The organism is Acinetobacter sp. L-24, from assembly GCF_056857555.1.
The window spans coordinates 224,145-250,455 of sequence record NZ_JBSXNI010000044.1 but is presented as its reverse complement, the minus strand read 5'-3'; the positions used below and the strand labels follow the sequence as shown (position 1 = coordinate 250,455).

Here is a 26,311-nt window from a genome sequence, read left to right as displayed (position 1 = left end):
TCAATCTTGCTTGCTGTATGGTGAACAATCGAGCAAACGCATTTTGCGCTTAAATAAACTTTCTGGCAAGCGGAATTGTCCAGCAATTTTTGAATGTTTAGTTCGGCTTATATGCGTTGATTTGATTCATGGCTTGCTGTACTTCACCGTTCACCAGCATTTTTGTGCGGGCGAGGGCATGGGAAATCGCATCATCCATTAAGTTCTGTTCGCTGCTAGGTGCTTTACTGAGCACATGACCGGAAACACGGTCTTTGGCACCAGGATGACCAATTCCAATACGCAGGCGATGGAAGTTTGAACCAATATGCGGAACGATATCGCGTAGACCATTATGACCACCGTGACCACCGCCAGTTTTCAGGCGAATGACACCAGGATTCATGTCCAGTTCATCATGGGCAATCAGGATCGATTCAGGTGCGATATTGTAGAATTTGGCGAAAGGAACAACACTTTTACCGGAAAGGTTCATAAAGGTTGTCGGTAGAAGAAGACGGACGTCTTGACCTTCGATATTGCCACGACCGCTAAATCCATTGAATTTTGGGTCTTTTTTGAGGGTAATGCCATATTGGTCTGCAAGGCGTTCTACAAACCAGAAGCCTGCATTATGGCGGGTTTGGGCATACTCAGAACCTGGGTTACCCAAACCAACAATCAGTGAAATATTTGACACTAATTACACCATTAACACTTATGCGCGTTTGAAGTCAGCGTGCATAGGTGTGTTTTTAGCTGGGTGACGTTGTAACGCTTGGATTTTAACGCTTTCAACTTTACCGTCTACATCAATTTCGATAACTTCTTCAAAGAATGAATTGTTTTCTAAGAATTTAACAAGCTGACGAAGCTCAACAGTAATTGCTACAGGAGCAGCTTCACCACCGTAGATGATTGCAGGAACTTTAGCTTGAAGACGAAGGCGGCGGCTCGCACCTTTCCCTTGAACTGTTTCTTCACGTGCTGCTGCGTTTAATACGAAGTTTGCCATGATAGACATCCTATTTAAGTTAAATGAACCAGACTTGCGACCAGTCTGGTGAGTAAAAGCCCTACCAAATGGCAGGGCTTTGAAAATTCAGCGCTCTATTATAGATAAGAATCGAACATTGCGCTAATAGATTCTTCGTTGTTAATACGACGAATCGTTTCGGCAACCATGCTGGCTACTGAAACCTGGCGAATCTTGCCCAGTGCTAAAGCTTCATCAGAAAGAGGAATGGTATCAGTCACAACCAGTTCATCAATCACAGAATTCTTTAAGTTTTCAAGCGCTTTACCAGAAAGTACTGGATGCGTTGCATATGCAACAACCTTGCGAGCACCGAAAGTTTTCAATGCATCAGCAGCTTTGCATAGCGTACCAGCAGTATCTACCATGTCATCAACGATGACACAATCACGATCTTTTACATCGCCAATCAAATGCATCACTTGTGATTCATTCGCTTTTTGACGACGCTTATCGATGATTGCAAGATCGATATCGCCCATCTGTTTCGCAACAGCACGTGCACGCACTACACCACCCACGTCAGGTGAAACCACCATCAGGTTGTGATGCGATTGTTGACGCAAGTCAGCAAGTAGGGCTGGTGTACCGTAGATGTTGTCTACAGGGATATCGAAGAAGCCTTGGATCTGGTCAGCATGCAAGTCGATCATCACCACACGGTCAACGCCTACAGTAGTGAGCATGTCTGCTACAACTTTTGCAGTGATTGGAACACGTGCTGAACGTGGACGACGGTCTTGACGAGCATAACCAAAATAAGGAATCACGGCAGTAATACGACCCGCACTTGCACGACGCAAAGCATCAGCCATCACCAAGATTTCCATCAGGTTATCATTAGTTGGGGCACAAGTAGGTTGTACGATAAATACGTCTTTACCACGAACGTTCTCAGTAATCTCGACAGCAATTTCACCGTCAGAGAACTGACCTACAGAGGCAGCGCCTAGAGGAATATGTAAGTGACTTACGACTTTTTGAGCGAATTGTGGATGCGCAGATCCACTAAAAACGACAAGATTGGGCATGAAGCACCCTTGGCGGTTGGGATATATGGGAATAGATGGCAGGGGTAGCTGGATTCGAACCAACGGATGCCGAGATCAAAACCCGGTGCCTTACCACTTGGCGATACCCCTAATGCGGCAGAACTTTAATATTTTTGCGGTAAAGTGTCAAGGTAAATTAACAGTCTTACAGCAAATGAGTGTTCTGTCTTTTTTCGAGAAAATGGCAGGGGCGGCTGGATTCGAACCAACGGATGCCGAGATCAAAACCCGGTGCCTTACCACTTGGCGACGCCCCTAATTTGATGACTGTAAGATGGCAGGGGTAGCTGGATTCGAACCAACGGATGCCGAGATCAAAACCCGGTGCCTTACCACTTGGCGATACCCCTAATACAGTACATCTACAGGTGAAAAATGGCAGGGGTAGCTGGATTCGAACCAACGGATGCCGAGATCAAAACCCGGTGCCTTACCACTTGGCGATACCCCTATCTACACTTTAAACTGAACTAAAGGTGATTCTTGTAAACTGTTGACCAGGTAAGCTTTACATGGTGCATTTGCAAGAATATCTTCGATATTCAGATTTTCAGTGACTTCAATAAACACACAAGCACCTGTACCTGTAAGCTTTGCTTTTCCGAACTGGTCGAGATATTGCATTGCTTCATCGACTTCGAGATATAGGCTTCTTGCCAGTGGCTCAAAGTTATTTCCAAAATCAGATGGTGTTTCCTGATAGGCGCAAAATTTAGTGCTCTTCGTGTCTCTTGTCAATGCTTTTTGCGAAAAAAGCAGTTGAGTGCTGATAAAACAATCAGGTTTTAACACAATGAATTTTTTTTGATCTAAGTCTATGAATGTTAAGTGTTCACCAATGCCTTCAGCCCAGGCATTTTTACCATGCACAAATATCGGCACATCTGCACCCAGTTTAACCCCGAGATCTGCCAGTTGCTCAACATTTAAACCGCACTGCCAGAGCTGGTTTATCACAATCAGGGTCGTCGCTGCATTGGAAGACCCACCGCCAAGACCTGCACCCATCGGGATATTTTTTTCCAGACGAATTTTTAGTCCGCACGGCGTTTGGGCATAAGGCTTCAACAACTGAATCGCCCGATAGATTAGATTCTGTTGCAGATCGACGGAGGCCAGACCTTCAATCTGAATCGCATCATCGGCGCTTGGTTCAAACTCCAGCCAGTCATACAGGTCAATCAGCTGAAAAATACTTTGCAGCTCATGATAACCATTTTCACGGCGACCGGTGATATGTAAAAACAAATTCAGTTTAGCAGGCGAGGGAACACGAATCATCATGGGCTGGAATCAGGTCAATTAACGGTTTTCAATGATCATTGTAATACGGTTTTCTGCACCATTTCCAAGTGACTGCTTTAAAATCAAACGGTTTGGCATTTTGGCCTGCGCATTATAATTGAGATCGACCGTCCAGCCCTGTTCGATAATCTGGTTAATTCGCTGTGTATCATCTTTTTGTAATTTGGCAGTCGTGGTAGCAGGGCGGGCTTGTACCCAATCGACTAAATAACTGATCGGCGCTTGCCAGCCGGTTGCACGTTGCAGTAATTCTTCGGCACTGGCTGCCTGAATCACACCGGTTTTTGCGCTGTTTAAGGTCACTTGTCCCGGTGTGCCAGAAATCTGGGTTTTACCGACACCTAAGATACCGCTGAGCTCAATATCGAATTCTTCCTGCTGTTGTACCCAGGTAAAGAATGCGCTGCCAGTCTGTTGAGGGGTACGAACGCCAATTTTACCTTGCAGCTGAAATTGATTCTCTGCCTGTACAGACGGGGTGGCAGGCGCTTGAGGCTTGATCATCTGCTGACAGCCAGTTAAAAATAAAGCAGTGGCTGCAAAGGCACAGCAGCCCAATTGGCTCAAATTGCGCATAAATTAATTAACTCGTTTTGGTTTGTGGTGCTAACAATAGCGAATTAAGTTGTTTCAATTCTGGGTCATTTGGATGGTTTTGTTGTAATTGTTGTAACACTTGGTGGAATTGTTGTAGATCACCTTTCATGTACAAGGAACGGGCATAACGCACGCCAATCTTCACATTCGGATTCAACTGATAAGCTTTGTATAACACGTCCGCAGCTGTGGCGAAGTCATTCTGTAAATAACAGATATAACCATAGGTATCCAGAATGGATGCCTGTTCCGGTGCATATTCCAGTGCCTGTTCGACATAGCGGCGTGCTTCTTCGAGACGACGGTTCTGCATCGCCAGGGTATAGGCATAGGCATTCAGATAGGTCGGACTGTTCGGTTCAATTTTAAGTAAAGTGCTAAGTAGTTCATCCAGCTTGATGCGATCCTGATGGGGATCTAGCAACAGGACTTGCGAATAAACCAGTTCAGGGTCATCGGGCAGGTTTTTGCTGGCTTCTTCCAGCAGGCGAATAGCAGCTTTTTTATTCTGCATACGCGTCAAAATATCCGCCTGGGCCAGATAGAGGAAGCTGGCATGTTGTGGATAATTGACTCTTTCCTGTGTTAAGAAACGCAGCGCATCATGCAGCTTATCCTGCTGGGCGAAAATGGAGATCATGTTGCGACGTGAGACGGTGTAAAGACTGCCATCGACCAGACGATAATAGGCTTTAGCCGTTTCATAATGCTGTTTGCGTTCTGCATTGACCGCCAGATAATAATAAGCTTCATTTTGATACTGCGCAGAATAACGCAGTTCGACCAGATATTTTTCGGCTTTCTCGTATTCTTCCAGGTCGATACTGGTTAGTCCGGCAATAAACAGGGCTTCTTCGGCAGTCGGCCATTTTTTTAGAATGTCTTGCAGTTTTTTTAGCGCCAAAGTCGCTTCGTTCAGCTTGACCAGATATTTGACTTCGGCCAGACGCACATCCAGATTATTGCGGTGTTTACGGCTGGATTTTTCATACCATTGCAGTGTCGCCTGAGTATCGCCGAGTGCATTGAGCAGATTGGCTTTCATCAGGATATATCCAGTCGCATTCGGGCGTTTTTTTAAGGCACGGTTAACTGTATTTAGAGCCTGTTCGAGCTGACCATTTTGCGCTTCCAGACCGGCCACCAGCACCAGAATAGACGGGTTGTCCTTGGCTTTGGTGGTACTTAAGGCCTGAATCAGATAAGTACGGTCTTCTGTACCTTCTGGTGAAATCCCTGCGAGAATTTCTTCCAGATCGGCGCTGTCATCAATTTGCAGGATTTTTTCTAAGGTCTCAGCGGCCAGCTCATATTCATGTGCTTTCAGGGCAATATGTGATAAATAAAATAAAGCGGGGACATCTTGCGGCTCTTGTACCACCCAGTGCGTGGAGATATCTAGTGCTGCCTGAAGATCATCATGTTCCAGCGCGACATTCAGCGCACGTTGCTTGACTGAAGTGGAATTGCTCTTGATCGCTAGCACCGTATAGTTGTGCAAAGCGGTCGGAATGTCATGTGCAGCGATGGCAAACTCAGCCATCATACTTTGTTTTATCGCATCATAATTTTGATTTGCATGGTAAACTGCTTCCGCTGCATAAAGATGCGCAGTCGAAGCCATGCTACCCACCAGTAGGAATGTGGTAGAATATTGCTTAATTGTAGGGCCGTTGATACGGCTAATTGTTTGACGCAATTTTTTATTGATCCAAGTAATGCTTTTTATGACACCGATGTTGCACAATAGCATAAATTTAGTGAAATGATGACCTGATATGTCTTTCTTTGCATTGGGTGTCAACCATCAAACTGCCTCTGTAGAACTGCGCGAACAAGTGGCGTTTAACCCTGAAAAGTTAAGTGCCATTCTTGCCGAGCAAAGCCAACACCCTCAACTGAACGACATGGTGGTGGTGTCTACATGTAACCGGACCGAAGTTTACGCCATGTCTGACAATGCTGACATGGTGCTGAACTGGCTCGCCCAGAAAAATGGGGTGGATGTCAAACAACTGCAACATCATGTCTATCGTTATGAAAATGCTCAAGCGGTGACGCATCTGATGCGTGTTGCTAGTGGTCTGGATTCACTGATGCTAGGTGAACCACAAATTCTGGGGCAGGTCAAAACCGCACTTTCTCTGGCCAAAGACTCTCATACCGTTTCGCAAAACCTGAACCGCATTTTTGAATATGCTTTTTATGCCGCTAAACGTGTGCGTTCGGAAACGGCTGTCGGTAGTCATGCGGTCTCGATGGGCTATGCGGTAGCACAACTTGCCTTGCAAGTGTTTAGTCACCCGGACAAGCTGACCATTATGGTGGTGGCAGCTGGAGAGATGAACAGTCTGGTGGCTAAGCATCTTGCAGAAATGGGTGTGGGCAAGATCATCATCTGTAACCGTACCCGCGAACGTGCAGACATTCTGGCGCAGGAAATTGCACATCGGGTTGAGGTCGAAATTATCGACTTTGACCAGTTAGCTGCCAACTTGCATCGTGCCGATGTGATTTCCAGTTGTACCGGTAGTTTGCATCAAGTGATTAACTTTGCGGATGTAAAAGCTGCACTGAAAAAACGCCGTTACCAGCAGATGCTACTGGTGGATCTGGCCGTTCCGCGTGATATTGATGCCAAAGTAGAAAGCCTGGATGGGGTTTATCTATATGGCGTCGATGATCTGCAAACGGTGATTGAAGAAAATCTGGCACAGCGCCGTCAAGCGGCTGTTGAGGCTGAGATCATGGTCAATCAGCTGGCTACAGAACTGATGACCCAGCAAAAGGTCAAACAGGCCGGGGCGACCATTCATGCCTATCGTGACCACGGGGAAACATTACGTCAGGAAGAATTGTCACTGGCAATGCAGCGTATTGCCAAGGGCGAAAAGGCGGAAACGGTACTGGCCGAGTTTTCACATCGTTTAACCCAAAAACTGTTGCATCCAACTTCTATTGTGCTGCGTGAGGCGGCCAAAGCGGAAGATCCTACCTATTTTGAGCTGTTACAGGAAGAACTGGGCAATGTAGTCGCGAAGCGTCGTAAATCCAGGCATTCGTTTTAATCAGCATGATGAGAAGCTTGGTTCTTTGCTGATTTGTACTTCAACATAAAACCCAGCCTGATTATTTGAGAAAATTATAAATAATAATGTGAGCTAGCAGTGACTTCATTGGATTCAAAAGAATCAATAATTTGAAAAATTAATCTTCTAACAGGGTCATTGAGCGTTTGCGGTCAATCTCATAAATCTGCATTTTCAGGTTTTTCATTTCTGCAATACTGTTAAATTTCTTGGATTTAATCTTGTTTTTTAAACACTGATATTGCAGCTTGGTTGAAAAATCAGCCGCGAGCTTATCGGCATGTTCCGGCGATGAGGTGTAATCGCTGACATTGGCATGCTGCAGAATATGCTGCAGTTCATGATGATGGGCTGCGCAGGCACCGAGCACATAATAGATCGACAGTTCAGGATCATCCGGCAAGTCATCAAAAATCACATTCAGAATATTCAAAATCTTAAACAGCAACTGATCTTCCGCTACTAGCGCGCGCAGTGGTTCAAAATGAATATACAGATAAGGATGATTCATCAAGATCGCAATCACATATTCTTCAGCATCAATTTTGGTACTAAAGCTTAAAGATGCATCTGTATTGACCTTAGGTTGCCATTTACGATTAAAGCCCAGTTTTTCGCGGAAAAATTGCTGCAGCAGATAACGGAAGGAGCCGTGTTTGGGCAGTAATTCGGTCAGATTTTTTAGTTCACCCATAACCTGACTCTTGCCTTCTGGGGTGGTGATATCCTGATTTTGGGTCAGATGGGCAAACACGAAGTCCGACATCAACGGTGCCTGATCCAGCAAGCGTCTGAAGTTTTCTATCCCTTCACGGCGGATCAATGAATCTGGGTCATGGTCAGCGGGCAAAACAAAGAACTTCAGCTCTCGGCCATCATTCAGCAGGGGCAGGGCAATGTCCAAGGTACGGCGCGCTGCTTTTTGACCGGCAGCATCCCCATCAAAGGCAATGGTCAGCCGGTTGCTCTGCTTGAACAGAATATTCAGGTGGTCGGTATTACTCGCTGTGCCTAAAGTCGCCACTGCGCCATGAATGCCATATTGCTGAAGCGCAATCACATCCATATAGCCTTCGACCATCAGCCATTCTTGGGCTTTCTGTTTGCGGCCCTCATAGAGGCCGTACAGCAACTGGTTTTTATGGAAGACTTCAGAATCTGGCGAGTTGATGTATTTCGGCTTGATCTCGTCATTCAGGGCACGGCCGCCAAAGCCGACCACACGGCCCTTGGTATCACGGATCGGGAAAATGACTCGTTCACGCAGCAGGTCAAAATCACGGCCACTGTCGCTGGTGCGAATCAGACCTAAAAGTTTTAAGCCCTCAATATCCTGAGGAAAGGCTTTTTCCAGATGTTGCCAGTCTTCAGGCGCATAGCCTAAGCGCCAATAGGCAATGGTCTCTGCAGTCAGACCACGCTGCTTGAAGTATTGCTGGGCACTCGGGCTATTTGGGAGTTGGCGCTCATAGAACTGCGCGATATTTTCTAGCAGGTCGTAGAGGTTACCGTCTTGCTGAACTTCCGCCATCGGTAGGTGTTCAAAAGAAGCAAAAGGGTCACCATAAAAATCCTGTTCGACTGTCTGAAACTCTGCAAATGGATCGAAACTCGCCGTAGATGCAGCATTATTATTTTCTGTTGGAGCGTTATTCTGTTGCGGCTGAGTTTGTGGTGCAGTTTGAGCAGGCACGATTTTGGGTTTAGCTGCTTCACGTTTATATTTTAATTTATTGGAATCAGTATTGTCTTTAGGCAGTTCGATTCCCGTCTGGCTGGACAGGTCTTTCATCACTTCGACAAAATTACGGCTGCCAATGTCCATTAAAAAACGGATGGCATTACCGTTGGCCTGACAGCCAAAACAGTGAAAATACTGTTTGTCACGATAGACGTGGAAAGACGGTGATTTTTCCTGATGAAAAGGGCAGCAGCCTGAATAGGTACGGCCTGTTTTTTTCAGTTTTACGAATTGACCAATCACATCGACAATATCGGTGCGATCGAGAATCTGATCAATCGTATGTTGAGGAATGGCCATGGTCTGCTGAGCTTCTCGTGCTGGAATCTAAGGTCTAAATCACTGAAAAAATGAAAATAGTCTAGTTGGACATTGAATATTTCAAGTTCCTTTGTATACCTTTTGCACGTTTTGTTCAAGCCTGGGCAAGACAACGCAAAAGGGCAAGTATGATACCTTGCCCTTGAGGAAAATGCACCTGTAAAGCGCTGTCTTATTTGCTGATACTGCCGGACTTATTTAGCTTTATTCAGCCGTTTTAGGACGATCCAGCAAACCAAATGAAATGCGATTGGTGATGCTGCGCTTTTCAGTTTCTGGCGTATCCGATTGTGCATCGGTGTCGGTTACAGTTTTGGCTTCTTTACCAAAAATACCCAGTGTCGCGCGGTTAAAGAAACTGCTTTCGCTACGCGCTGCACGCAGATTCACCGTACCATCTGATTTCACCAGATTCGGATAATTCAGCTTTAATACATCCACATATTGCTGAGAAGTTGCTTTATCACCTAGCTGAGCATAACCATAAGCAACCGTTGCCAGTGCTTCCGGAATCTGCGGAGTTTGAGGATAATGCTCAATCACCCACAAGCCACGTTCAACTGCTGCCAGATACGCCTTACGTTTGATGTTAAAACGTGCTGCGTTCATTTCATGCTCAGCCAGTTCCTGGCCGATAAACTGCATACGTTGTGCTGCATCGACTGCATAAGTACTCGATGGATAGCGACGAATGAAATCAACAAAATTCTGGTAAGCCACTTTCAGGTAGCTGACATCACGATGCGACTGTTTCAGTGAGGTATAACGTAGCAGGCCGTTATAGTTCTGTTCCATATTGGCGACACCGCGTACATAGTAAGCATAGTCGACATTTGGATGTTGCGGGTTCAGACGGATAAAACGCTCTGCCAGTGCAACCGCACCTTCATAATCTTTTTGCTGGAATTTCACATACAACAGTTCAAGCTGCGCTTGCGGGGCATACTGACTGGTCGGGAAATAAGTTTCCAGCGCTTCTAACTGTTTTGCTGCATCGGTATATTGATTACGATCTAGCGCTTTCTGTGCTTTTTGAATATAAACCTGTTCGCTAGATTCTGGACCTTTATCCACGACTTCTTTTTTTGGATTACTGCTACAGCCTACCATTGCCGATGCAATGCCTAATGTCACAGCAAGCATTGTCATTTTATAATGTGGTAGCGACATAAAAATTCCTCTGTTAATACGGGCAATGAGCTACAATTGCACTATTAAACCACTTTTGTCTGAATGAGCAAATGAGTCAAGCACAATCTTCCAATTCTAATATCCCTGATACTGATTTCAATTTACTTGAAGATTCTGAGGATGCAGATAACCATACTTCAGAAGCAACTGCAACACGTTTATCGTTGCAATTTCAACTGGATGAAACTTATATCGGGCAACGGATCGACCAGATTGCCGCAATGGTCTGGAGCGATTTTTCTCGAGAAAAATTAAAGCAATGGATTAAAGATGGCAATTTATTGGTGAATGGTCAACCGGTTAAGCCGAAATTTAAAAGTGATGGTTTTGAAACCCTGACTTTAAATGTTGAGCTTGAAGCGCAAACGCGCAGTCTGCCGGAAGACATTCCACTAGATATCATCTATGAAGATGACGATATTATTGTCATCAACAAACCAGTCGGTATGGTGGTGCATCCGGGTGCTGGCAATAGTTCTGGCACCTTGGTCAATGCTTTATTGCATCACTATCCGAAATCGGCTGAACTGGCGCGTGCAGGTCTGGTACATCGTATCGATAAAGACACCAGCGGTCTGTTAGTCGTTGCCAAAAATCTGGAAGCACAGTTTTCTCTTAGCAAACAGCTTGAGAAAAAATCAGTATATCGCCTGTATGACTTGGTGGTTTACGGCAATATTATTGCTGGCGGTACCATTGATGAACCAATCAAACGCCATCCGGTGGATCGTGTGAAAATGACCGTACTTCCAGGTGGTAAAGACGCGGTGACGCATTACAATGTCAAAGAGCGTTTCCAGCATTTTACCCGTGTTCAAGCCCGTCTGGAAACTGGACGTACCCATCAGATCCGTGTGCATTTTAGCTATATCGGCTTTGGCTTGGTGGGCGATCAGGTGTATATGCCACGTGTCCGTATGCCTGCAGGTGCATCGCAATTATTAGATGATACTTTGCGTGGCTTCAAGCGTCAGGCTTTGCATGCTGTACAACTCGGTCTGACCCATCCGCGTACCAAAGAAGAAATGACCTTTGAAGCACCGTGGCCGGAAGACTTTGCCAATCTGGTTGAAGTGCTGCGTACCGAAAACAAAGCCTATTAATCTTTTTATTTAGCTCGCGTCAAAGCAAGGAATCGAGATGCAATTTGTACCAGGACTTCCACAAGGTGTGTATGTCGGCCAGACTCGCGTTCACCATGCGAAAGTACAGCCATCCGCACAGCCTGAGCTTGCAGGTTTTAACTTGGCCTTGCATGTGCAGGATAATGCGCTACGGGTACAACAGCATCGTATGGCTTTATTGCAGGATTTCGCTGCCTTTGGCGTAGATAAGATTACCTGGATGACCCAGACGCATAGCACCATTTGTCATAGCATTAATGAGCAGATGCCATTTACCGCACTGGTCGGAGATGGTCTGGTGACGCAGCGCAAGGCGCATGCCTTGATGATGATGACTGCAGACTGTTTACCTGTGGTAATGGGGAATGCGAAAGGTACGGAAGTTGCCAATTTGCATGCTGGTTGGCGTGGTCTGGCGGGTGGAATTGTTGAAAATACCATTGCCGCCATGCAAACTCCGCCGACTTGGGCCTGGCTCGGGGCAGCAATTAGCCAGCCTTGTTTTGAAATTGGCACTGAAGTAAAAGCGGCTTTTTGTAGTAAATATCCTGAACTGGACAGTGCATTTCAGGCCGGTGAGCAGGCAGGTAAATATTATGCCGACCTGTATGCGATTGCGCGTTATATCTTGCAGCAACATGGCATAAATACCGTATTGGGTGGGGAGCAGTGTTCTTATCGTCAAGCAGATGAGTATTTTTCTTATCGCCGTGAGCCAAAAACAGGGCGTATGGCGACATTCGTGTTTATGGCATGAAAATGTTAAACTTAACTGAATTTTTTGGCTTTTGAGCGTTATGTCCCTATCTTCCAAATCTGTTGCGATTGTTTATCACAGTCCTTATGGACACACGGCTAAAGTGGCAAATTTTATTGCCGATGGTGCGCGCGAAACTGGTGTTCAGGTGCATATGATGAATGTCGAACATATAGACTGGGATGTACTGGATGCCGCCGATGCGATTATCTTTGGCTGTCCGACCTATATGGGTAGCCTGACCTCTGCCATGAAGCTGTTTATGGAGCAATCCTCTAAGCGCTGGCTGGCACGTAGCTGGCAGGGAAAACTGGCAGCGGCTTTTACCAATGGTGGCGGACTTAGTGGTGACAAGCTGGCGGTCCTGCAGCAAATCAACCTGTTTGCCATGCAGCACGGGATGTTGTGGAGTGGATTGCCATTAATGCCGACAGGACGTGCCGTCACGGATCTGAACCGGATGTCGAGCTTTTTGGGTTTAATGACCCAGTCAGATAACGCACCGGTAGAAGTGACCCCACCTGAAGGCGATTTAAAAACTGCGTTCTGGTTTGGTGAATATATTGCTTTGACTCTAGCGCGTTTAAATAGCCATACTTAAAACCATAAAAAAACCTCCAAATGCGGAGGTTTTTTTATATTCAACTTTTAATCCATTATTTATGGAAAATTCGCGCTTTATCACGTTGCCAGTCACGGTCTTTTTCGGTGGCACGTTTGTCATGAAGCTGCTTACCTTTCACCAGAGCAATTTCCAGCTTGGCATGTGGACCTTTCCAGTAGCAGGCCAATGGAACGCAGGAATAACCTTTCTGGTTAATCGCACCCATCAACTTTTCAATTTCACGGCGATTCAGCAACAGCTTGCGGGTACGAGTTGCTTCAGGCACCACATGGGTTGAAGCGCTTAATAAGGGCTGAACCTGTGCACCAAACAAGAACGCTTCACCATTTTTAAAGGTAATATAACTTTCTACGATGGTCATACGACCAGCACGCATTGATTTGACTTCCCAGCCTTTTAATGAAAGCCCCGCTTCAAATTTCTCTTCAATAAAATAATCGTGGCGGGCACGTTTATTTAGTGCAATGGTACCGCCATTATTTTTTTTTACTACAATAGATGCTTTCGCCATAATCTGATACTTCCAAACGTGCTGCTATTGTACCGCAACTAGAAATAAGGTGAAGTTTTTTAAATTAATGAGGATTATTCACCAAAAAAACAAGTTTTTGCTAAAATAAGATTCTACATAACAAACAGAGTACAAATGGATGTCTAAAACTCGTGTGATTTATCCGGGGACTTTTGATCCAATTACCAATGGACATATTGATTTGGTAACCCGCGCAGCGCGAATGTTTGATGAAGTTGTGGTAGCCATTGCCATCGGTCATCATAAAAATCCGGTATTTAGTCTGGAAGAGCGTGTCGCATTGGCGAAAGAGTCATTGAGTCATTTGGACAATGTTGAATTTGTAGGTTTTGATGGTTTGCTGGTCAATTTTTTCCGTGAGCAAAAGGCGACTGCTGTATTGCGTGGTTTGCGTGCAGTGTCTGATTTTGAGTACGAATTTCAGCTGGCCAATATGAACCGTCAGCTGGACTCCCACTTTGAAGCGGTATTTTTAACCCCTTCAGAGCAATATTCTTTTATTTCATCCACTTTGGTGCGTGAAATTGCTCGATTAAGAGGTGATGTAACCAAGTTTGTACCACCAAACGTGGTTGCGGCCTTCGAGCGTAAACTTCAACAAGGTTGGTAGCGTGTCTTTATATATCACCGATGAATGTATTAATTGTGATGTTTGTGAACCTGTATGCCCGAATGAGGCCATTTATATGGGTGAACTCATTTATGAGATTCATCCAGATTTATGTACAGAGTGCGTCGGACATCATGATCAACCGCAGTGCCAGTTGTTCTGTCCGGTAGATTGTATTCCACTGGATCCGAATCATGTCGAAACGCAGGAACAGCTGCAAGCCAAGTATGAAAAACTGACTGCTCAAAAAACATCAAGCAATTAGTCTCGATATTTGATACTATGCCGCTCGAAGTGAGCCAGACGATCGCTGCTGTGGAAATCTCCGTGATTGAAGCAGGGGAGGAAAGTCCGGGCTTCATAGGGCAAGGTGCCAGGTAACGCCTGGGCGGTGCAAACCGACGGCAAGTGCAGCAGAGAGAAGACCGCCTTCATTATGTTTTCGAGCAATCGGAATCGGAGGTAAGGGTGAAAGGGTGCGGTAAGAGCGCACCGCATGGCTGGTAACAGTTCATGGCGAGGTAAACCCCACCGGAAGCAAGACCAAATAGGAATCCATTAGGCATGGCCCATGCTGGATTCGGGTAGGTCGCTTGAGCGCATGAGTGATTGTGCGCCTAGAGGAATGATCGTTCACGACAGAACCCGGCTTATCGGCTCACTTCAACAAATTTTGATCAAACAGCACAATATGGGGTTGACGTGATTTACAGAAAATCCCATAATGCGCGCATAGTTTAAGGCTATGTAGCTCAGTTGGTTAGAGCACCGCACTCATAATGCGGGGGTCACAAGTTCAAGTCTCGTCATAGCCACCATATTCTGAAAAAACCCGCTCCGATTGAGTGGGTTTTTTTATGCCTTTAAAAATTAAAATGAATATAATGAATGAATTGTAAACGAATGAAATTTAATAAAATGACTATAGATCAAATAAATTGGCAGAAAGATAATTTTGAGAATATTCAAACAGCTTGGGAAGGTGATCTCTGGGATCGACGTCGCTTGGGTGAACAACTGACTAACTATGTTGATCGTTTACAATGTGGTGCTGTTTTAGCTTTGGATGCTCGTTGGGGTGAAGGAAAAACATGGTTTGTAAGGCATTGGGCAAAGCATTTAGATGATACGAAACATAACGTTATTTATTTGGATGCGTTTGCAAATGATTATTTAGATGATCCTTTTCTAACAATTGCAGCTGAAATTAGCCAAGCTTTTAAAGATTCTGATGAAATTGGTATTGAAGAGATTAATGATTTTAATTCAAAGACTGCCTCAGTGTTAATTTCTTTAGCTGCTGTTATTCCTATGATCGCTGCCAAAGCAGGTATGCATTGGATTGGTCTAGGTGGTGCAGGTGAAGCTATACAGGAAGTCTATAAACAAGGGCAAGATGTTTTCGATACTGCTAGTGATGAAATAGCATCTAAGGTAAAAGAACAAATCGAAAAGAAAATAGAAAATCACCATATTGAAAAACAAACGATCCAAGATTTTAAAAAAGAACTAGCCGAACTTGCTGCTCAATTAGAAAAACCTTTAGTTTTTATTATTGATGAGTTAGATCGCTGTCGCCCCGATTTTGCAATTCGTCTAATTGAAAGAATTAAGCACTTTTTTGATATTCCAAAAATTGTTTTTGTTTTAGTAATGAATAAGCCACAATTATTACAATCTATCAAAAGTGTGTATGGTTATGAAGCGGAGATGAATGGTGATTATTTAGAAAAATTTATTGATTTTACAGTACATCTTTCTTCAGAAAAGTGTGAAAAAAATTATGAAAATATTATCAAAGAACAACTCTTTCGAATAGGAGAGTTGGCTAATAAAGATGAAGTGAACGAGTTCTATTTTTGGGTTTTAGCTTTGCAATTAGAGAAAAAATTAAATCCGCGTGAGTTAGTTAAAAAGCTAAATCAATATGCTTTATTAAGGACAAATGAAACTAACAAGAATTTAATTCTTATTAGCCTAATGATGACACCGTTATCAGTACAACATGATTATATTAGGTATTTTGAAATAATTATTAAATTCTTATCTAATAATCTGTATTTAAATAAGAGGGATTTTATGAAAAAACATAACCTTAATTTAAATTTTGATACTAAGTTTGATGCAATTACTGATACTACATGGGTGCGAGATATATTGAAATGGGATTATAAAGTTGAAGATTTTTTTATGAGTAGCTTTATTCATGAGCATCATAATATTGAGCGAATTAGAGATGATGCTAGTTGGAAAGAGAGCAAGTACATAGAGTATTTGTCTGCATTTTCAATAAGCCCTTTGAATAAAACTAGTGATTTTATTGAATCTTGGATGAATTATATAAAAACTGGACGGTAATTTTATGAATTAGATATAAAATTTACCAAGCTAACCACATCATCCGTCTGTAACTTTTCACGCATTTTTAAAAACTGCTTTTCGTCTATGTCATAGATTTTGAGGGAAAGCAGCTTTTCTATATCTTCCTGTGGAAAGCGGTATTTAATAATTTTCGCAGGTACGCCGCCCACAACTGCATAAGGTGGCACATCTTTGGTCACGACTGCGCCTGTCGCCACTACCGCGCCTTCACCAAGGTTCACACCCTGCATAATCAAAGCGCGTGAGCCAATCCAACAGCCATCGCCAATAATAGTATCGCCAGCAGGTACAAAACTGCGTGTATCGAATGGAAACGCTGAAATCCAGTCGGTACGGTGGAGTTGATTGCCACCCATCATAATCACGCACTCAGCACCAAAACAGACAAAATTACCGATATAGAGCTGGTCTATGGGCTTCTCAGGCGTGGCAGGCTTATCATGCAGATAGCGCACTACACAACGCTCAAACCCCTGATCCCAATAGGCCGAATAATACGAATAATTCCCTTTGATATGAATGTTGGGATTCTTCACCGTTTTTGAGATGAACTCGAATTCACACCAATGCTTCACAGGAGAATTAATTAACTTTTCAGACATGAGGAGGCTATAACTACAAGGAATGCGCCATTATACCGAATTGCACTTTAAGCTGAATCAACAATCGCAATTCAGCTTGTGAAGCAAATCCTAAAGCACGTGCTGATATGACCTAAGCGCTGAGAGGAATACGGGCAATCACTTTAATCTCAAAATCAAAACCTGCCAGCCAAGTCACGCCAACAGCTGTCCAATTAGGATAAGGCTTTTGCTTAAACACTTGCTGCTTAACTTTTATAATGCTTTCAAATTGCTGCTCTGGGTCAGTGTGAAATGTGGTGACATCGACAATATCATCGAAGCTACAACCAGCTGCTGCCAATGTCGCAGCTAGATTTTCAAAAGCCCGTTCTACCTGTTTCTCGAAATCTGGTTCAGGTGAACCATCCTCACGGCTACCGACCTGACCAGAAACGAAGAGTAAATCTTGCGATTTAATTGCAGCAGAATAACCATGCTGTTCATACAGGGCATGGCGGTCTTGGGGAAATATCGCAGTTCTAGTCATGTCTATTCTCATTCAATATCTAATTTATCAGTGAGTGAAAGCAACTTGACTTTCACATACGCTTCGTATGTAAACATAATTGACATACGGTCCGTATGTCAATTAAAATTTTTATGATGATGAGGTAAAGTAATTCATGTCTGTTCGTGAACAAAAAATGGCGGAAACCCGCAAGAAACTGATTGAAGTGGCACGTCGTACGTTTGCAGAATATGGTTATGCAGACACTTCAATGGATAAGCTCACGGCAGAAGCAGGATTGACCCGTGGTGCGCTGTATCATCATTTTGGTGATAAAAAAGGCTTATTTGCTGCGGTAGTTGATCAAATCGATTCGGAAATGGCTTCATCTGCCCAGCAGCATCTGGAGCAGCCTGATGATCTTTGGGATGGTTTGATGCTAGAAGGGCGGACCTATATTCAAAATGCCTTAAATCCGGAATTCCAACGCATTGTGTTGCGTGATGGACCGGCTGTGCTGGGTGATCCTGCACATTGGCCAAGTCAAAACAGATGTTTGCAGTCCACGCGTGAATGTGTTGAGCAATTATTGGTAGCAGATCGAATTAAAACAGTTGATCCGGAAGCTGCTGCGGTATTTTTAAATGGTGCTGCAATGAATGCAGCACTCTGGGTGGCTTCTAGCGAACATCCTGAGCAGGTACTCACTGAGGCCTTATATGCATTTAATTTATTTGCATCGGGGTTTTTAAAAGAAGCACAGAGTTAATCCGTTTGTAGGAAGCGGATAAAGGTAAAAAACCCCTCAATCGAGGGGCTTTAAATTAAATAGCTTTAAATTTTAAAGATATTCAACTTTCACAATTTCGTATTCAACTTCACCGTTTGGTGTATTGATTTTCACATCATCGCCTTCGTTTTTGCCCAAAAGACCACGTGCAATCGGCGAGTTCACTGAGATCTTGTTGATCTTAAAGTCTGCTTCGTCATCGCCTACAATTTTATAGGTTTTCTGTTCTTCAGTATCCAGATTTTCAATCGTGACCGTTACACCGAAAACTACACGACCATTCTGTTCAAGTTCTTTGACATCGATCACCTGAGCTGCACCCAGTTTGCCTTCGATGTCCTGAATACGGCCTTCACAGAAGCCTTGCTGTTCACGTGCTGCATGGTATTCTGCATTTTCTTTTAAGTCACCGTGTTCACGAGCTTCTGCAATTGAAGCTGTAATACGTGGACGATCCACTGTTTTCAGTTGGTGTAATTCTTTCTCTAAGGCAATTTTGCCTTCAGGTGTCATAGGATAACGTTGCATGTTGTCCCTCAAAAGTCAGTTGAAAGATATAAAATCTATAAATAAAAAAAAGCCCGCCACCAAGAAGGTAGCGGGACTTCTTGGAAGCGAATTAACCTTTAGTTAGGTCTTGCAAACGATATACATCCATCGGCAATTTAATTGCTAAAGCTTGGCATACTGCATCTGCACCATTCAATGTAGTTGTGTTATACACTTTACCTTGAAGTGCTGAACGACGGATCGAGAATGAGTCTTCTTGTGCCTTTTTGCCTTCAGTCGTGTTAATCACAAGGTGGATTTCGCCGTTTTTGATACGGTCTACAATGTTAGGACGACCTTCAGTCACTTTATTGACACGTTCACATTCAAGACCAGCATCGCTAATCACTTTAAATGTACCATCAGTTGCAAGAATCTTGAAGCCTAGGTCAATCAATTGTTTTGCGATACCCGCCGCACGTGGTTTATCTGAGTCACGTACAGAGATAAATGCGTGTTTTACTTCGCCTTCAGTTGGAAGACCTGGTAAACGCTCGTTTGCACCTAAAACAGCTTTATAGAACGCTTCACCAAATGTTTTACCAACGCCCATCACTTCGCCAGTCGATTTCATCTCAGGGCCAAGGATTGGGTCAACACCAGGGAATTTGTTGAACGGGAACACGGCTTCTTTGACAGAGAAGTGCTCAGGAATAATCTCTGATGTAAAGCCTTGAGACTCAAGAGATTGACCCGCCATACAACGTGCAGCAACTTTCGCTAAAGATTCACCGATACACTTAGAAACGAATGGCACAGTACGAGACGCACGTGGGTTCACTTCCAGAATGTAAACGTCTTCACCTTTAACCGCAAACTGAACGTTCATCAAACCGATTACGCCAAGCTCTTTTGCCATTGCAACGGTTTGACGACGCATTTCGTCCTGAATCTCTTTAGAGAGAGAGTAAGGAGGAATCGAACATGCTGAGTCACCTGAGTGAATACCCGCTTGTTCAATGTGCTGCATGATGCCGCCAATCACCACGTCTTTACCGTCAGATACGCAGTCTACGTCAACTTCGATCGCATCATCTAAGAAACGGTCAAGCAGAACAGGTGCTTCGTTTGATGCTTGAACCGCATCACGTAAGTAGCGTTTGAGTTCTTCATCGTTGTACACGATTTCCATCGCACGACCACCAAGCACGTAAGAAGGACGTACCACTAATGGATAGCCTACTTTAGACGCTTCAGCCATACCTTCTTCAGCAGATTTTACAATGCTGTTGTTTGGTTGACGAAGTTGCAGACGTTGAATCATTTGCTGGAAACGTTCACGGTCTTCTGCACGGTCAATCGCGTCAGGTGATGTACCAATGATTGGCGCACCAGCTTCTTCTAGAGCACGCGCCAATTTCAAAGGTGTTTGACCACCGTACTGAACGATAATGCCTTTAGGCTTCTCGATACGTACGATTTCAAGCACGTCTTCAAGTGTGATCGGTTCGAAGTACAGACGATCTGAAGTGTCGTAATCCGTTGAAACTGTTTCAGGATTACAGTTCACCATGATGGTTTCATAACCGTCTTCACGCATTGCAAGGGCAGCGTGTACACAGCAGTAATCGAATTCGATCCCTTGACCAATACGGTTAGGACCGCCACCGATCACCATGATCTTGTCTTTCGCAGACGGATTGGCTTCACATTCTTCATCGTAAGTTGAGTACATGTAAGCTGTATCAGATTCGAATTCTGCAGCACATGTATCGACACGTTTGTAAACTGGAGTTACGCCCAAGTTCCAACGGTGTTTACGGAATTGTTTTTGTGAAATGCCCATCAAGTCGGCAATGCGAAGATCTGATAAACCTTTACGTTTGAATCCACGGATGTTGTCCGCATTCAAGTCGCCAAAACCTAAAGTTTTGATTTGGTTTTCAGTTTTGATGATGTCTTCGATTTGAATCAAGAACCAGCGGTCAATGTTCGTTGCAGCGAATACTTCGTCTAAAGTAAAGCCGTGACGGAATGCATCGCCCACGTACCAGATACGCTCTGGACCTGGCACTTTAAGTTCTTGCAAGATTTTGTCGCGCGCGCCTTCAGCACCCACTTCAACCTTTTCGTCAAAACCAGAAGCGCCCACTTCAAGACCACGAAGGGCTTTTTGTACAGATTCCTGGAAGTTACGGCCAATCGCCATCACTTCACCGACAGATTTCATCTGAGTCGTCAGTGTCGCATCAGCTTGTGGGAATTTTTCGAAGTTGAAACGAGGAATCTTGGTTACAACGTAGTCGATTGCAGGTTCGAACGATGCAGGCGTTGTACCGCCAGTAATGTCGTTTTTCAACTCATCAAGGGTATAACCTACAGCCAGTTTCGCTGCGATTTTTGCAATCGGGAAACCAGTTGCTTTAGAAGCAAGTGCAGATGAACGTGATACACGTGGGTTCATCTCGATCACGACCATACGACCAGTATTTGGACAAATACCGAACTGTACGTTAGAACCACCTGTTTCAACACCAATTTCACGAAGAACTGCTAGAGAAGCGTTACGTAGTAACTGGAATTCTTTATCTGTAAGCGTTTGAGCAGGGGCAACAGTGATTGAGTCACCAGTGTGTACGCCCATTGGATCAAAGTTTTCAATGGTACATACAATGATACAGTTGTCGTTTTTGTCACGAACAACTTCCATCTCGTATTCTTTCCAGCCAATTAAAGATTCATCAATCAATAATTGTTTAGTCGGAGAAAGATCGAAACCACGTTCACAAATCTCGATAAATTCTTCTTTGTTGTATGCGATACCGCCACCAGAACCACCCATGGTGAATGATGGACGGATAATTACTGGGAAGCCGAAACGTGCTTGAATTTCTAAAGCATGTTCCATTGACTCAGCAACGTCAGCTTTTGGACATTCAAGACCAATTTTACGCATTGCCTGGTCGAACAGTTTACGGTCTTCAGCTTTTTCAATCGCTTCTTTGGTTGCACCGATCAATTCAACATTGAATTTCTCTAAAATGCCGTGCTCATCGAGGGCAAGGGCACAGTTCAATGCCGTTTGACCACCCATGGTTGGAAGAACAGCATCTGGACGTTCTTTCTCAATGATCGCTGCAACAGTTTGCCAAGTAATTGGCTCAATGTAAGTTGCATCCGCCATGGTTGGGTCGGTCATGATGGTCGCTGGGTTCGAGTTGACCAAAATAACGCGGTAACCTTCTTCACGAAGGGCTTTACATGCTTGAGCACCTGAGTAGTCAAACTCACATGCTTGACCGATGACAATCGGACCAGCACCAATAATCAAGATGCTTTTAATGTCAGTACGTTTAGCCATGATGCTTCCTTAATTACTTCTTAGATGCTTCGATAAGTTCGATGAAATGATCGAACAATGGTGCGCAGTCATGTGGACCCGGGCTTGCTTCAGGGTGACCCTGGAAGCTGAACGCAGGTTTGTCTGTACGATGGATACCTTGGTTGGTGCCATCAAACAGTGAGCGATGCGTTACACGCAACACATCAGGCAGATTGCTTTCATCGACTGCGAAGCCATGGTTTTGAGAAGTAATCATCACTGTACCGTTATCAAGATTTTGTACAGGATGGTTCGCACCGTGGTGGCCGTGAGGCATTTTTAAGGTTTTAGCACCACTTGCAAGCGCAAGGATCTGGTGACCCAGGCAGATACCAAATACTGGAATTTCAGTGGTTTCTACAATTGTTTTTACAGCTTCAATTGCGTAGTCACATGCAGCCGGATCACCAGGACCGTTCGAAAGGAACACGCCATCTGGATTCAGTGCAAGTACATCAGCAGCAGGAGTTTGCGCCGGCACAACAGTCAGTTTACAACCGCGGTCTGCGAGCATACGTAAGATGTTGGTTTTGACACCGTAATCGTATGCAACAACATGGAATTTAGCTTCTGGTTGAGAGAAACCTTTGCCTAATGTCCAAGAGCCTTCAGTCCATTCAAAACCTTCAGGGTCGCAACATTCTTTTGCCAGGTCTAAACCGTTTAAACCACCAAATGCACGTGCTTTTTCAAGCGCTTCAGCTTCAGTGATATTTTCGCCAGCAAGGATACAGCCATTTTGTGCACCTTTGTCACGTAGGATACGTGTCAGTTTACGCGTGTCGATATCCGCAATTGCCACAACATTGTGTTGTACCAAATATTCAGCTAATGATTGGGTTGAACGGAAGTTACTGTGCAGTAAAGGCAGGTCGCGAATGATCAATCCGTTAGCCCAAACCTTATGAATACGACCTGATTCAGTGTCTTCTTCATTACAGCCTGTGTTACCGATATGAGGGTAAGTCAGTGTCACAAGTTGCTGTGCATAACTCGGGTCAGTCAAAATTTCTTGATAGCCAGTCATGGCAGTGTTGAAAACGACTTCACCAGTCGTACTACCCGATGCGCCAATCGAAGTACCTTTAAAGATAGTTCCGTCGGCAAGGGCTAAAATTGCTGGGGTGCTCAAACCAAAGCTCCTGAAATTTAGGCTGTAAAAAAGCGAGAAGACGAAAAAAAAGGAAGGCTAATTTTTAAACCTACCCTCCTATGTCTGCTCGCTTGAACTTAACACGGCATTATACGCAGAACGACCCTTAAAGTCCAACGGCTTTGCAGCGAAAGTATGAGATAAATGGCTTGCTTTTTGCATGGAAGTCTGTTTTGTAGGCAATGTGAAAAAATGTAAGCAATTAATAATTGTCAGACAAATCAAATCTTAATTTTTATCAAATCTACTAATATAGCTTAGTCGATATAACAATAGGAACAAGACAGATGGCTACAGCACCTAAATCTACTACATCTAAAAAAATCACTCCGAGCGTGGTGACTGAAACTGCCGAGAAGCTTGAAAAAGTAGCAGTCGAGGCTAAAGATCAGGCAATTGAAACCATCGAGGAAAGTAAGGAAAAGCTTGAAGTTGAAGCCAAGCAGTTAAGCGACACTGTGCAGGAACAATTGCGTCAATTTAAGCAGGAGGTGTTACAGCGTATTGATACTTTGAAGGAGCAGATTTTCGGTTCGCAGAAAGAATTAACCGAATTGAAAAGCTTTATCAAGACAGAATTCAACGCTGTCGTTGAAGACCTATCCAATCTGGGTAAAGAGCTGAAAGAAGATGTCAGTCAGATTTCGACCAAGCATAAGGAACATCTGACCGATACTTTTAAACGTTCTAAGGACAGTACCATTGAAGTACTGAAAAAAGTCAAACCCGTGGTGAAAACAGAGAGCTCAGACAAAAGTCCTGAGCTGAAAAGTTAGGCTGCGCTGAAAGGCCGCTATTTAAAAAGGAGAACAATCAAATGTTCTCCTTTGTCTTTATGCAGCAAAACGGACTCACAATAACAATTAAAGGGGGTCACGATGCAACAGCATTTTGTAGGTGTACTTATTTTACTGATATTGATCATGCTACTGAATCTGGAAAGCGGATTGGGGCGCATACTTTATCTAGGTGTAATCGTATTATGTTTGGGAGTGCTGGGACTGGTGTTTGGGACCATTCTTCTGATGATCATTACTTTTGCTTTTATTCTTTATGCTGCTGTGAAATCTATTCAGGAGCAGCATCATCTACATCATTAAAATATGAACGTTGAAAACAATAAAAAATCTAAAATAATTATACAGAGGATCAATCATTGTTGAGCAATAAACAATAACGTGAGACTTTAAGTCTCACGTTGTATTCGCCTGTTACACTTTAAATAGCTGATGCACAGCGTCAATCTATTTAAAATACATGCAACCAGTCACGTTTATTATGAAAATCTGCCTGAGGACTACTATGCTGCATGGCATAGTATTGATCACCTTGTGAGGTTTTTAAAACAGCAGATAAACCCAGGAACAAGTTTTCCCATTTCAGTTTATGTGTTGCCATAAAATCAGTCAGATCTACACTGACATTAAGACCATAATGCGTACGTTTGAGCTGATTCAGCTCAATATCATCCGCAGCTTGCGGTGGCATATCTTCAGGATAACGGTATTCTTCAAATTGATAAGCCTGCCAGGCCTGAGAAGGGGAAAGATTAATCTCACGATAAAAATCTTCGCCCTGAACCCCAATAAAAATTTCAAAGCAGGTCTGTTCCCACAGGAAATCCTGACGGGGATGTGCCGTCACCATGTCGGGCCACAAGATGTACTGATTGGGATCACGGATCCAGAAGCCCACATTTAAATTGCATGGGCCTTGCTGTTCAATGGCGGCAACCAGAGAGATGGCCTGAAAACGGCGATCAAATGCGCTAAGTTCGTAACTTGCCATAAGTCCTGTACTTAGTTAGACAGATGAGCGAAACGGACAAGGTTGGACAATTTTTGGTTTTGTTTCGCAGCTTTTTTGTAAAGCAGCGCAATTTTACCAATAGTTTGAACTACTTCGGCACCAGTCGCTTCTGAAATTTCAGCAATCAATGCTGCACGCGCTTCACGATCTTCAGCTACGATTTTTACTTTAATCAGTTCGTGATCGTTTAAAGCACGCGCCAATTCTTCGATGACATTTTCAGTCAGGCCTTTGTCACCCAGCATAACGACCGGGTTTAAAGCATGTCCGATTTGACGTAAACGCTTACGTTCCTGAATAGATAAAGACGCCATGAGAGATAACCTGAATTTTAAAACGGCTTAGTATAGCAAAAGCAAAAAACAAACGCTTTAAATTATCAGGAAATAATCATTTCCAATATCTCTTCATAACGAGCAAAACTCCTAGATTTAGATACACATGTATACTGCAAAATATGTCTTTTTCACGTACAATTAATAATTAGACGTTTTTTTATTTAGAGAGTTATGGCTACACGCATTACCAACCAAAAGTTATCTAAAAGTAGTCGTGATTGGATGAGAGAGCATTTAGACGATCCTTATGTGAAAAAGGCACAAAAGGACGGCTATCGTGCGCGTGCAGCATATAAGCTCTTAGAGATGCAAGAAAAGTACAAGATCATCAAACCCGGCATGACCGTAGTCGACTTGGGTGCAGCTCCCGGGAGTTGGTCACAAATCGCAGGTAAGCTAGTCGGTGACAAGGGTTTATTGATTGCATCTGACATTTTACCAATGGATGCATTACCTGATGTGACTTTCTTGCAAGGCGACTTTCGTGAAGAAGAAGTCTTCCAGCAATTGTTAGAAATTTTAGATGGTCGTACTGTAGACGTTGTAATTTCAGATATGGCCCCCAATACATCAGGTAATAAGGCTGTAGATCAACCGCGTCAGATTTACTTGTGTGAACTTGCACTGGATTTTGCCAACAAGGTGCTAGGCCCTAAAGGTCAATTTGTGGTAAAAGTTTTCCAAGGTTCAGGTTTTGACGAATTCCGTAAGCAAGTGGTTGATAGTTTTGATGTTCTGAAAACATCTAAACCTTTGGCATCACGTGCTCGCTCCAAGGAAGTTTTCCTGATCGGGCAGGGACGTAAGAAGGCTTTAAAATAAGTCTACTTGCCAAGTCGTTAAAAATTGTGCATTTTGTACGTTTTCAGATAATTGTAAGTTGATTTACAGCTTAAGTATTAAGGTCACCCTGAACAGGGCATGATCAAATTAGATTG

27 protein-coding genes, 5 tRNA genes and 1 other RNA gene are annotated in these 26,311 nt (G+C 43.8%); 13 read left to right on the top strand and 20 right to left on the bottom strand.

Features of this window, described 5'->3' with window-relative positions; translation table 11 throughout:
- Nucleotides 1-97: 97 nt before the first annotated feature.
- The 10 genes from pth to AC13CK_RS12720 form a co-directional block, all read right to left on the bottom strand.
- Nucleotides 98-679 carry an aminoacyl-tRNA hydrolase gene (pth, locus tag AC13CK_RS12765; protein WP_004645783.1) on the bottom strand — a complete coding sequence of 194 codons (582 nt, stop codon included), beginning with the start codon at nt 677-679 and terminating at the stop codon, nt 98-100.
- Between the two features lie 18 nt (nt 680-697).
- Nucleotides 698-994: a 50S ribosomal protein L25 gene (gene rplY / locus AC13CK_RS12760; RefSeq protein ID WP_425878789.1), complete on the bottom strand. Its 297-nt coding sequence runs from the start codon at nt 992-994 to the stop codon at nt 698-700.
- A gap of 98 nt (nt 995-1,092) precedes the next feature.
- Entirely contained in the window at nt 1,093-2,046 is a 954-nt protein-coding gene (locus AC13CK_RS12755) for a ribose-phosphate pyrophosphokinase (RefSeq protein ID WP_005103975.1), read from the bottom strand.
- 36 nt (nt 2,047-2,082) lie between these two features.
- A tRNA-Gln gene (locus AC13CK_RS12750) sits at nt 2,083-2,157 on the bottom strand.
- A gap of 92 nt (nt 2,158-2,249) precedes the next feature.
- Nucleotides 2,250-2,324, bottom strand: a tRNA-Gln gene (locus tag AC13CK_RS12745).
- A gap of 18 nt (nt 2,325-2,342) precedes the next feature.
- A tRNA-Gln gene (locus AC13CK_RS12740) sits at nt 2,343-2,417 on the bottom strand.
- Nucleotides 2,418-2,443: 26 nt separating this feature from the next.
- A tRNA-Gln gene (locus AC13CK_RS12735) sits at nt 2,444-2,518 on the bottom strand.
- Nucleotides 2,519-2,520: 2 nt separating this feature from the next.
- A complete protein-coding gene (gene ispE, locus AC13CK_RS12730; RefSeq protein ID WP_086044936.1) occupies nt 2,521-3,348 on the bottom strand; it encodes a 4-(cytidine 5'-diphospho)-2-C-methyl-D-erythritol kinase in 828 nt (275 codons plus the stop codon).
- Nucleotides 3,349-3,369: 21 nt separating this feature from the next.
- The gene (gene lolB, locus AC13CK_RS12725; RefSeq protein ID WP_004645779.1) at nt 3,370-3,948 is read right to left on the bottom strand and encodes a lipoprotein insertase outer membrane protein LolB; all 579 of its coding nucleotides are present in this window, start codon (nt 3,946-3,948) and stop codon (nt 3,370-3,372) included.
- A 7-nt stretch (nt 3,949-3,955) separates the two neighbouring features.
- Entirely contained in the window at nt 3,956-5,668 is a 1,713-nt protein-coding gene (locus AC13CK_RS12720) for a tetratricopeptide repeat protein (protein WP_035335017.1), read from the bottom strand.
- 79 nt (nt 5,669-5,747) lie between these two features.
- Here AC13CK_RS12720 and hemA point away from each other — a divergent pair, with 79 nt between their 5' ends.
- On the top strand, nt 5,748-7,037 hold the full coding sequence (gene hemA, locus AC13CK_RS12715) for a glutamyl-tRNA reductase (RefSeq protein ID WP_425878792.1): 1,290 nt from the start codon (nt 5,748-5,750) through the stop codon (nt 7,035-7,037).
- A gap of 139 nt (nt 7,038-7,176) precedes the next feature.
- Here hemA and AC13CK_RS12710 read toward each other — a convergent pair whose 3' ends face one another.
- Together AC13CK_RS12710 and AC13CK_RS12705 are read right to left on the bottom strand one after the other, a co-directional pair.
- Nucleotides 7,177-9,099, bottom strand: coding sequence for a DNA primase (locus tag AC13CK_RS12710; RefSeq protein WP_425878794.1), 1,923 nt, complete (start codon nt 9,097-9,099; stop codon nt 7,177-7,179).
- 225 nt (nt 9,100-9,324) lie between these two features.
- On the bottom strand, nt 9,325-10,290 hold the full coding sequence (locus tag AC13CK_RS12705; protein WP_425878796.1) for an outer membrane protein assembly factor BamD: 966 nt from the start codon (nt 10,288-10,290) through the stop codon (nt 9,325-9,327).
- A gap of 71 nt (nt 10,291-10,361) precedes the next feature.
- On the opposite strand from AC13CK_RS12705, the gene rluD reads away from it, so the two are divergent.
- The 3 genes from rluD to AC13CK_RS12690 are packed head-to-tail and all read left to right on the top strand — an operon-like array spanning nt 10,362 to nt 12,793.
- Nucleotides 10,362-11,414 carry a 23S rRNA pseudouridine(1911/1915/1917) synthase RluD gene (gene rluD / locus AC13CK_RS12700; RefSeq protein ID WP_005106323.1) on the top strand — a complete coding sequence of 351 codons (1,053 nt, stop codon included), beginning with the start codon at nt 10,362-10,364 and terminating at the stop codon, nt 11,412-11,414.
- 37 nt (nt 11,415-11,451) lie between these two features.
- On the top strand, nt 11,452-12,192 hold the full coding sequence (gene pgeF / locus AC13CK_RS12695) for a peptidoglycan editing factor PgeF (RefSeq protein ID WP_482831241.1): 741 nt from the start codon (nt 11,452-11,454) through the stop codon (nt 12,190-12,192).
- A 40-nt stretch (nt 12,193-12,232) separates the two neighbouring features.
- Nucleotides 12,233-12,793, top strand: a complete 561-nt coding sequence (locus tag AC13CK_RS12690; RefSeq protein ID WP_004645771.1) for a flavodoxin family protein — start codon at nt 12,233-12,235, stop codon at nt 12,791-12,793.
- Nucleotides 12,794-12,848: 55 nt separating this feature from the next.
- Here AC13CK_RS12690 and smpB read toward each other — a convergent pair whose 3' ends face one another.
- Entirely contained in the window at nt 12,849-13,328 is a 480-nt protein-coding gene (gene smpB / locus AC13CK_RS12685; RefSeq protein ID WP_004280586.1) for an SsrA-binding protein SmpB, read from the bottom strand.
- 139 nt (nt 13,329-13,467) lie between these two features.
- Here smpB and coaD point away from each other — a divergent pair, with 139 nt between their 5' ends.
- From coaD to AC13CK_RS12660, 5 genes are all read left to right on the top strand, one after another.
- Nucleotides 13,468-13,959: a pantetheine-phosphate adenylyltransferase gene (gene coaD / locus AC13CK_RS12680; protein WP_004280585.1), complete on the top strand. Its 492-nt coding sequence runs from the start codon at nt 13,468-13,470 to the stop codon at nt 13,957-13,959.
- A gap of 1 nt (nt 13,960) precedes the next feature.
- On the top strand, nt 13,961-14,224 hold the full coding sequence (locus AC13CK_RS12675; protein WP_004280584.1) for a YfhL family 4Fe-4S dicluster ferredoxin: 264 nt from the start codon (nt 13,961-13,963) through the stop codon (nt 14,222-14,224).
- A gap of 26 nt (nt 14,225-14,250) precedes the next feature.
- Nucleotides 14,251-14,628: RNase P RNA component class A (rnpB, locus tag AC13CK_RS12670), an RNA gene on the top strand.
- A gap of 72 nt (nt 14,629-14,700) precedes the next feature.
- Nucleotides 14,701-14,777: transfer RNA gene (locus tag AC13CK_RS12665), tRNA-Met, on the top strand.
- An 85-nt stretch (nt 14,778-14,862) separates the two neighbouring features.
- On the top strand, nt 14,863-16,317 hold the full coding sequence (locus AC13CK_RS12660; RefSeq protein WP_482831240.1) for a KAP family P-loop NTPase fold protein: 1,455 nt from the start codon (nt 14,863-14,865) through the stop codon (nt 16,315-16,317).
- A 2-nt stretch (nt 16,318-16,319) separates the two neighbouring features.
- Here AC13CK_RS12660 and AC13CK_RS12655 read toward each other — a convergent pair whose 3' ends face one another.
- On the bottom strand, nt 16,320-16,943 hold the full coding sequence (locus tag AC13CK_RS12655; RefSeq protein ID WP_482831239.1) for a CatB-related O-acetyltransferase: 624 nt from the start codon (nt 16,941-16,943) through the stop codon (nt 16,320-16,322).
- Between the two features lie 112 nt (nt 16,944-17,055).
- On the bottom strand, nt 17,056-17,451 hold the full coding sequence (locus AC13CK_RS12650) for a RidA family protein (RefSeq protein ID WP_482831238.1): 396 nt from the start codon (nt 17,449-17,451) through the stop codon (nt 17,056-17,058).
- A gap of 136 nt (nt 17,452-17,587) precedes the next feature.
- On the opposite strand from AC13CK_RS12650, the gene AC13CK_RS12645 reads away from it, so the two are divergent.
- A complete protein-coding gene (locus tag AC13CK_RS12645; RefSeq protein ID WP_482831237.1) occupies nt 17,588-18,181 on the top strand; it encodes a TetR/AcrR family transcriptional regulator in 594 nt (197 codons plus the stop codon).
- Nucleotides 18,182-18,253: 72 nt separating this feature from the next.
- On the opposite strand, the gene greA is transcribed toward AC13CK_RS12645, so the two are convergent.
- The 3 genes from greA to carA all read right to left on the bottom strand — a co-directional run bounded on the left by greA (nt 18,254) and on the right by carA (nt 23,205).
- A complete protein-coding gene (greA, locus tag AC13CK_RS12640) occupies nt 18,254-18,730 on the bottom strand; it encodes a transcription elongation factor GreA (protein ID WP_004645764.1) in 477 nt (158 codons plus the stop codon).
- Between the two features lie 91 nt (nt 18,731-18,821).
- The gene (gene carB, locus AC13CK_RS12635; protein ID WP_425878810.1) at nt 18,822-22,052 is read right to left on the bottom strand and encodes a carbamoyl-phosphate synthase large subunit; all 3,231 of its coding nucleotides are present in this window, start codon (nt 22,050-22,052) and stop codon (nt 18,822-18,824) included.
- A 13-nt stretch (nt 22,053-22,065) separates the two neighbouring features.
- On the bottom strand, nt 22,066-23,205 hold the full coding sequence (gene carA / locus AC13CK_RS12630; RefSeq protein WP_425878812.1) for a glutamine-hydrolyzing carbamoyl-phosphate synthase small subunit: 1,140 nt from the start codon (nt 23,203-23,205) through the stop codon (nt 22,066-22,068).
- Nucleotides 23,206-23,513: 308 nt separating this feature from the next.
- On the opposite strand from carA, the gene AC13CK_RS12625 reads away from it, so the two are divergent.
- Together AC13CK_RS12625 and AC13CK_RS12620 are read left to right on the top strand one after the other, a co-directional pair.
- Nucleotides 23,514-24,002, top strand: a complete 489-nt coding sequence (locus AC13CK_RS12625; protein WP_005106335.1) for a hypothetical protein — start codon at nt 23,514-23,516, stop codon at nt 24,000-24,002.
- Nucleotides 24,003-24,104: 102 nt separating this feature from the next.
- A complete protein-coding gene (locus tag AC13CK_RS12620; RefSeq protein WP_004280572.1) occupies nt 24,105-24,326 on the top strand; it encodes a hypothetical protein in 222 nt (73 codons plus the stop codon).
- Between the two features lie 148 nt (nt 24,327-24,474).
- Here AC13CK_RS12620 and AC13CK_RS12615 read toward each other — a convergent pair whose 3' ends face one another.
- Nucleotides 24,475-25,014, bottom strand: a complete 540-nt coding sequence (locus AC13CK_RS12615) for a DOMON-like domain-containing protein (RefSeq protein WP_004280571.1) — start codon at nt 25,012-25,014, stop codon at nt 24,475-24,477.
- 11 nt (nt 25,015-25,025) lie between these two features.
- The gene (gene yhbY, locus AC13CK_RS12610; protein ID WP_004280569.1) at nt 25,026-25,349 is read right to left on the bottom strand and encodes a ribosome assembly RNA-binding protein YhbY; all 324 of its coding nucleotides are present in this window, start codon (nt 25,347-25,349) and stop codon (nt 25,026-25,028) included.
- 195 nt (nt 25,350-25,544) lie between these two features.
- On the opposite strand from yhbY, the gene rlmE reads away from it, so the two are divergent.
- Complete coding sequence (rlmE, locus tag AC13CK_RS12605; RefSeq protein WP_004645756.1) at nt 25,545-26,195, top strand: 23S rRNA (uridine(2552)-2'-O)-methyltransferase RlmE; 651 nt, start codon at nt 25,545-25,547, stop codon at nt 26,193-26,195.
- Nucleotides 26,196-26,311 lie beyond the last annotated feature (116 nt).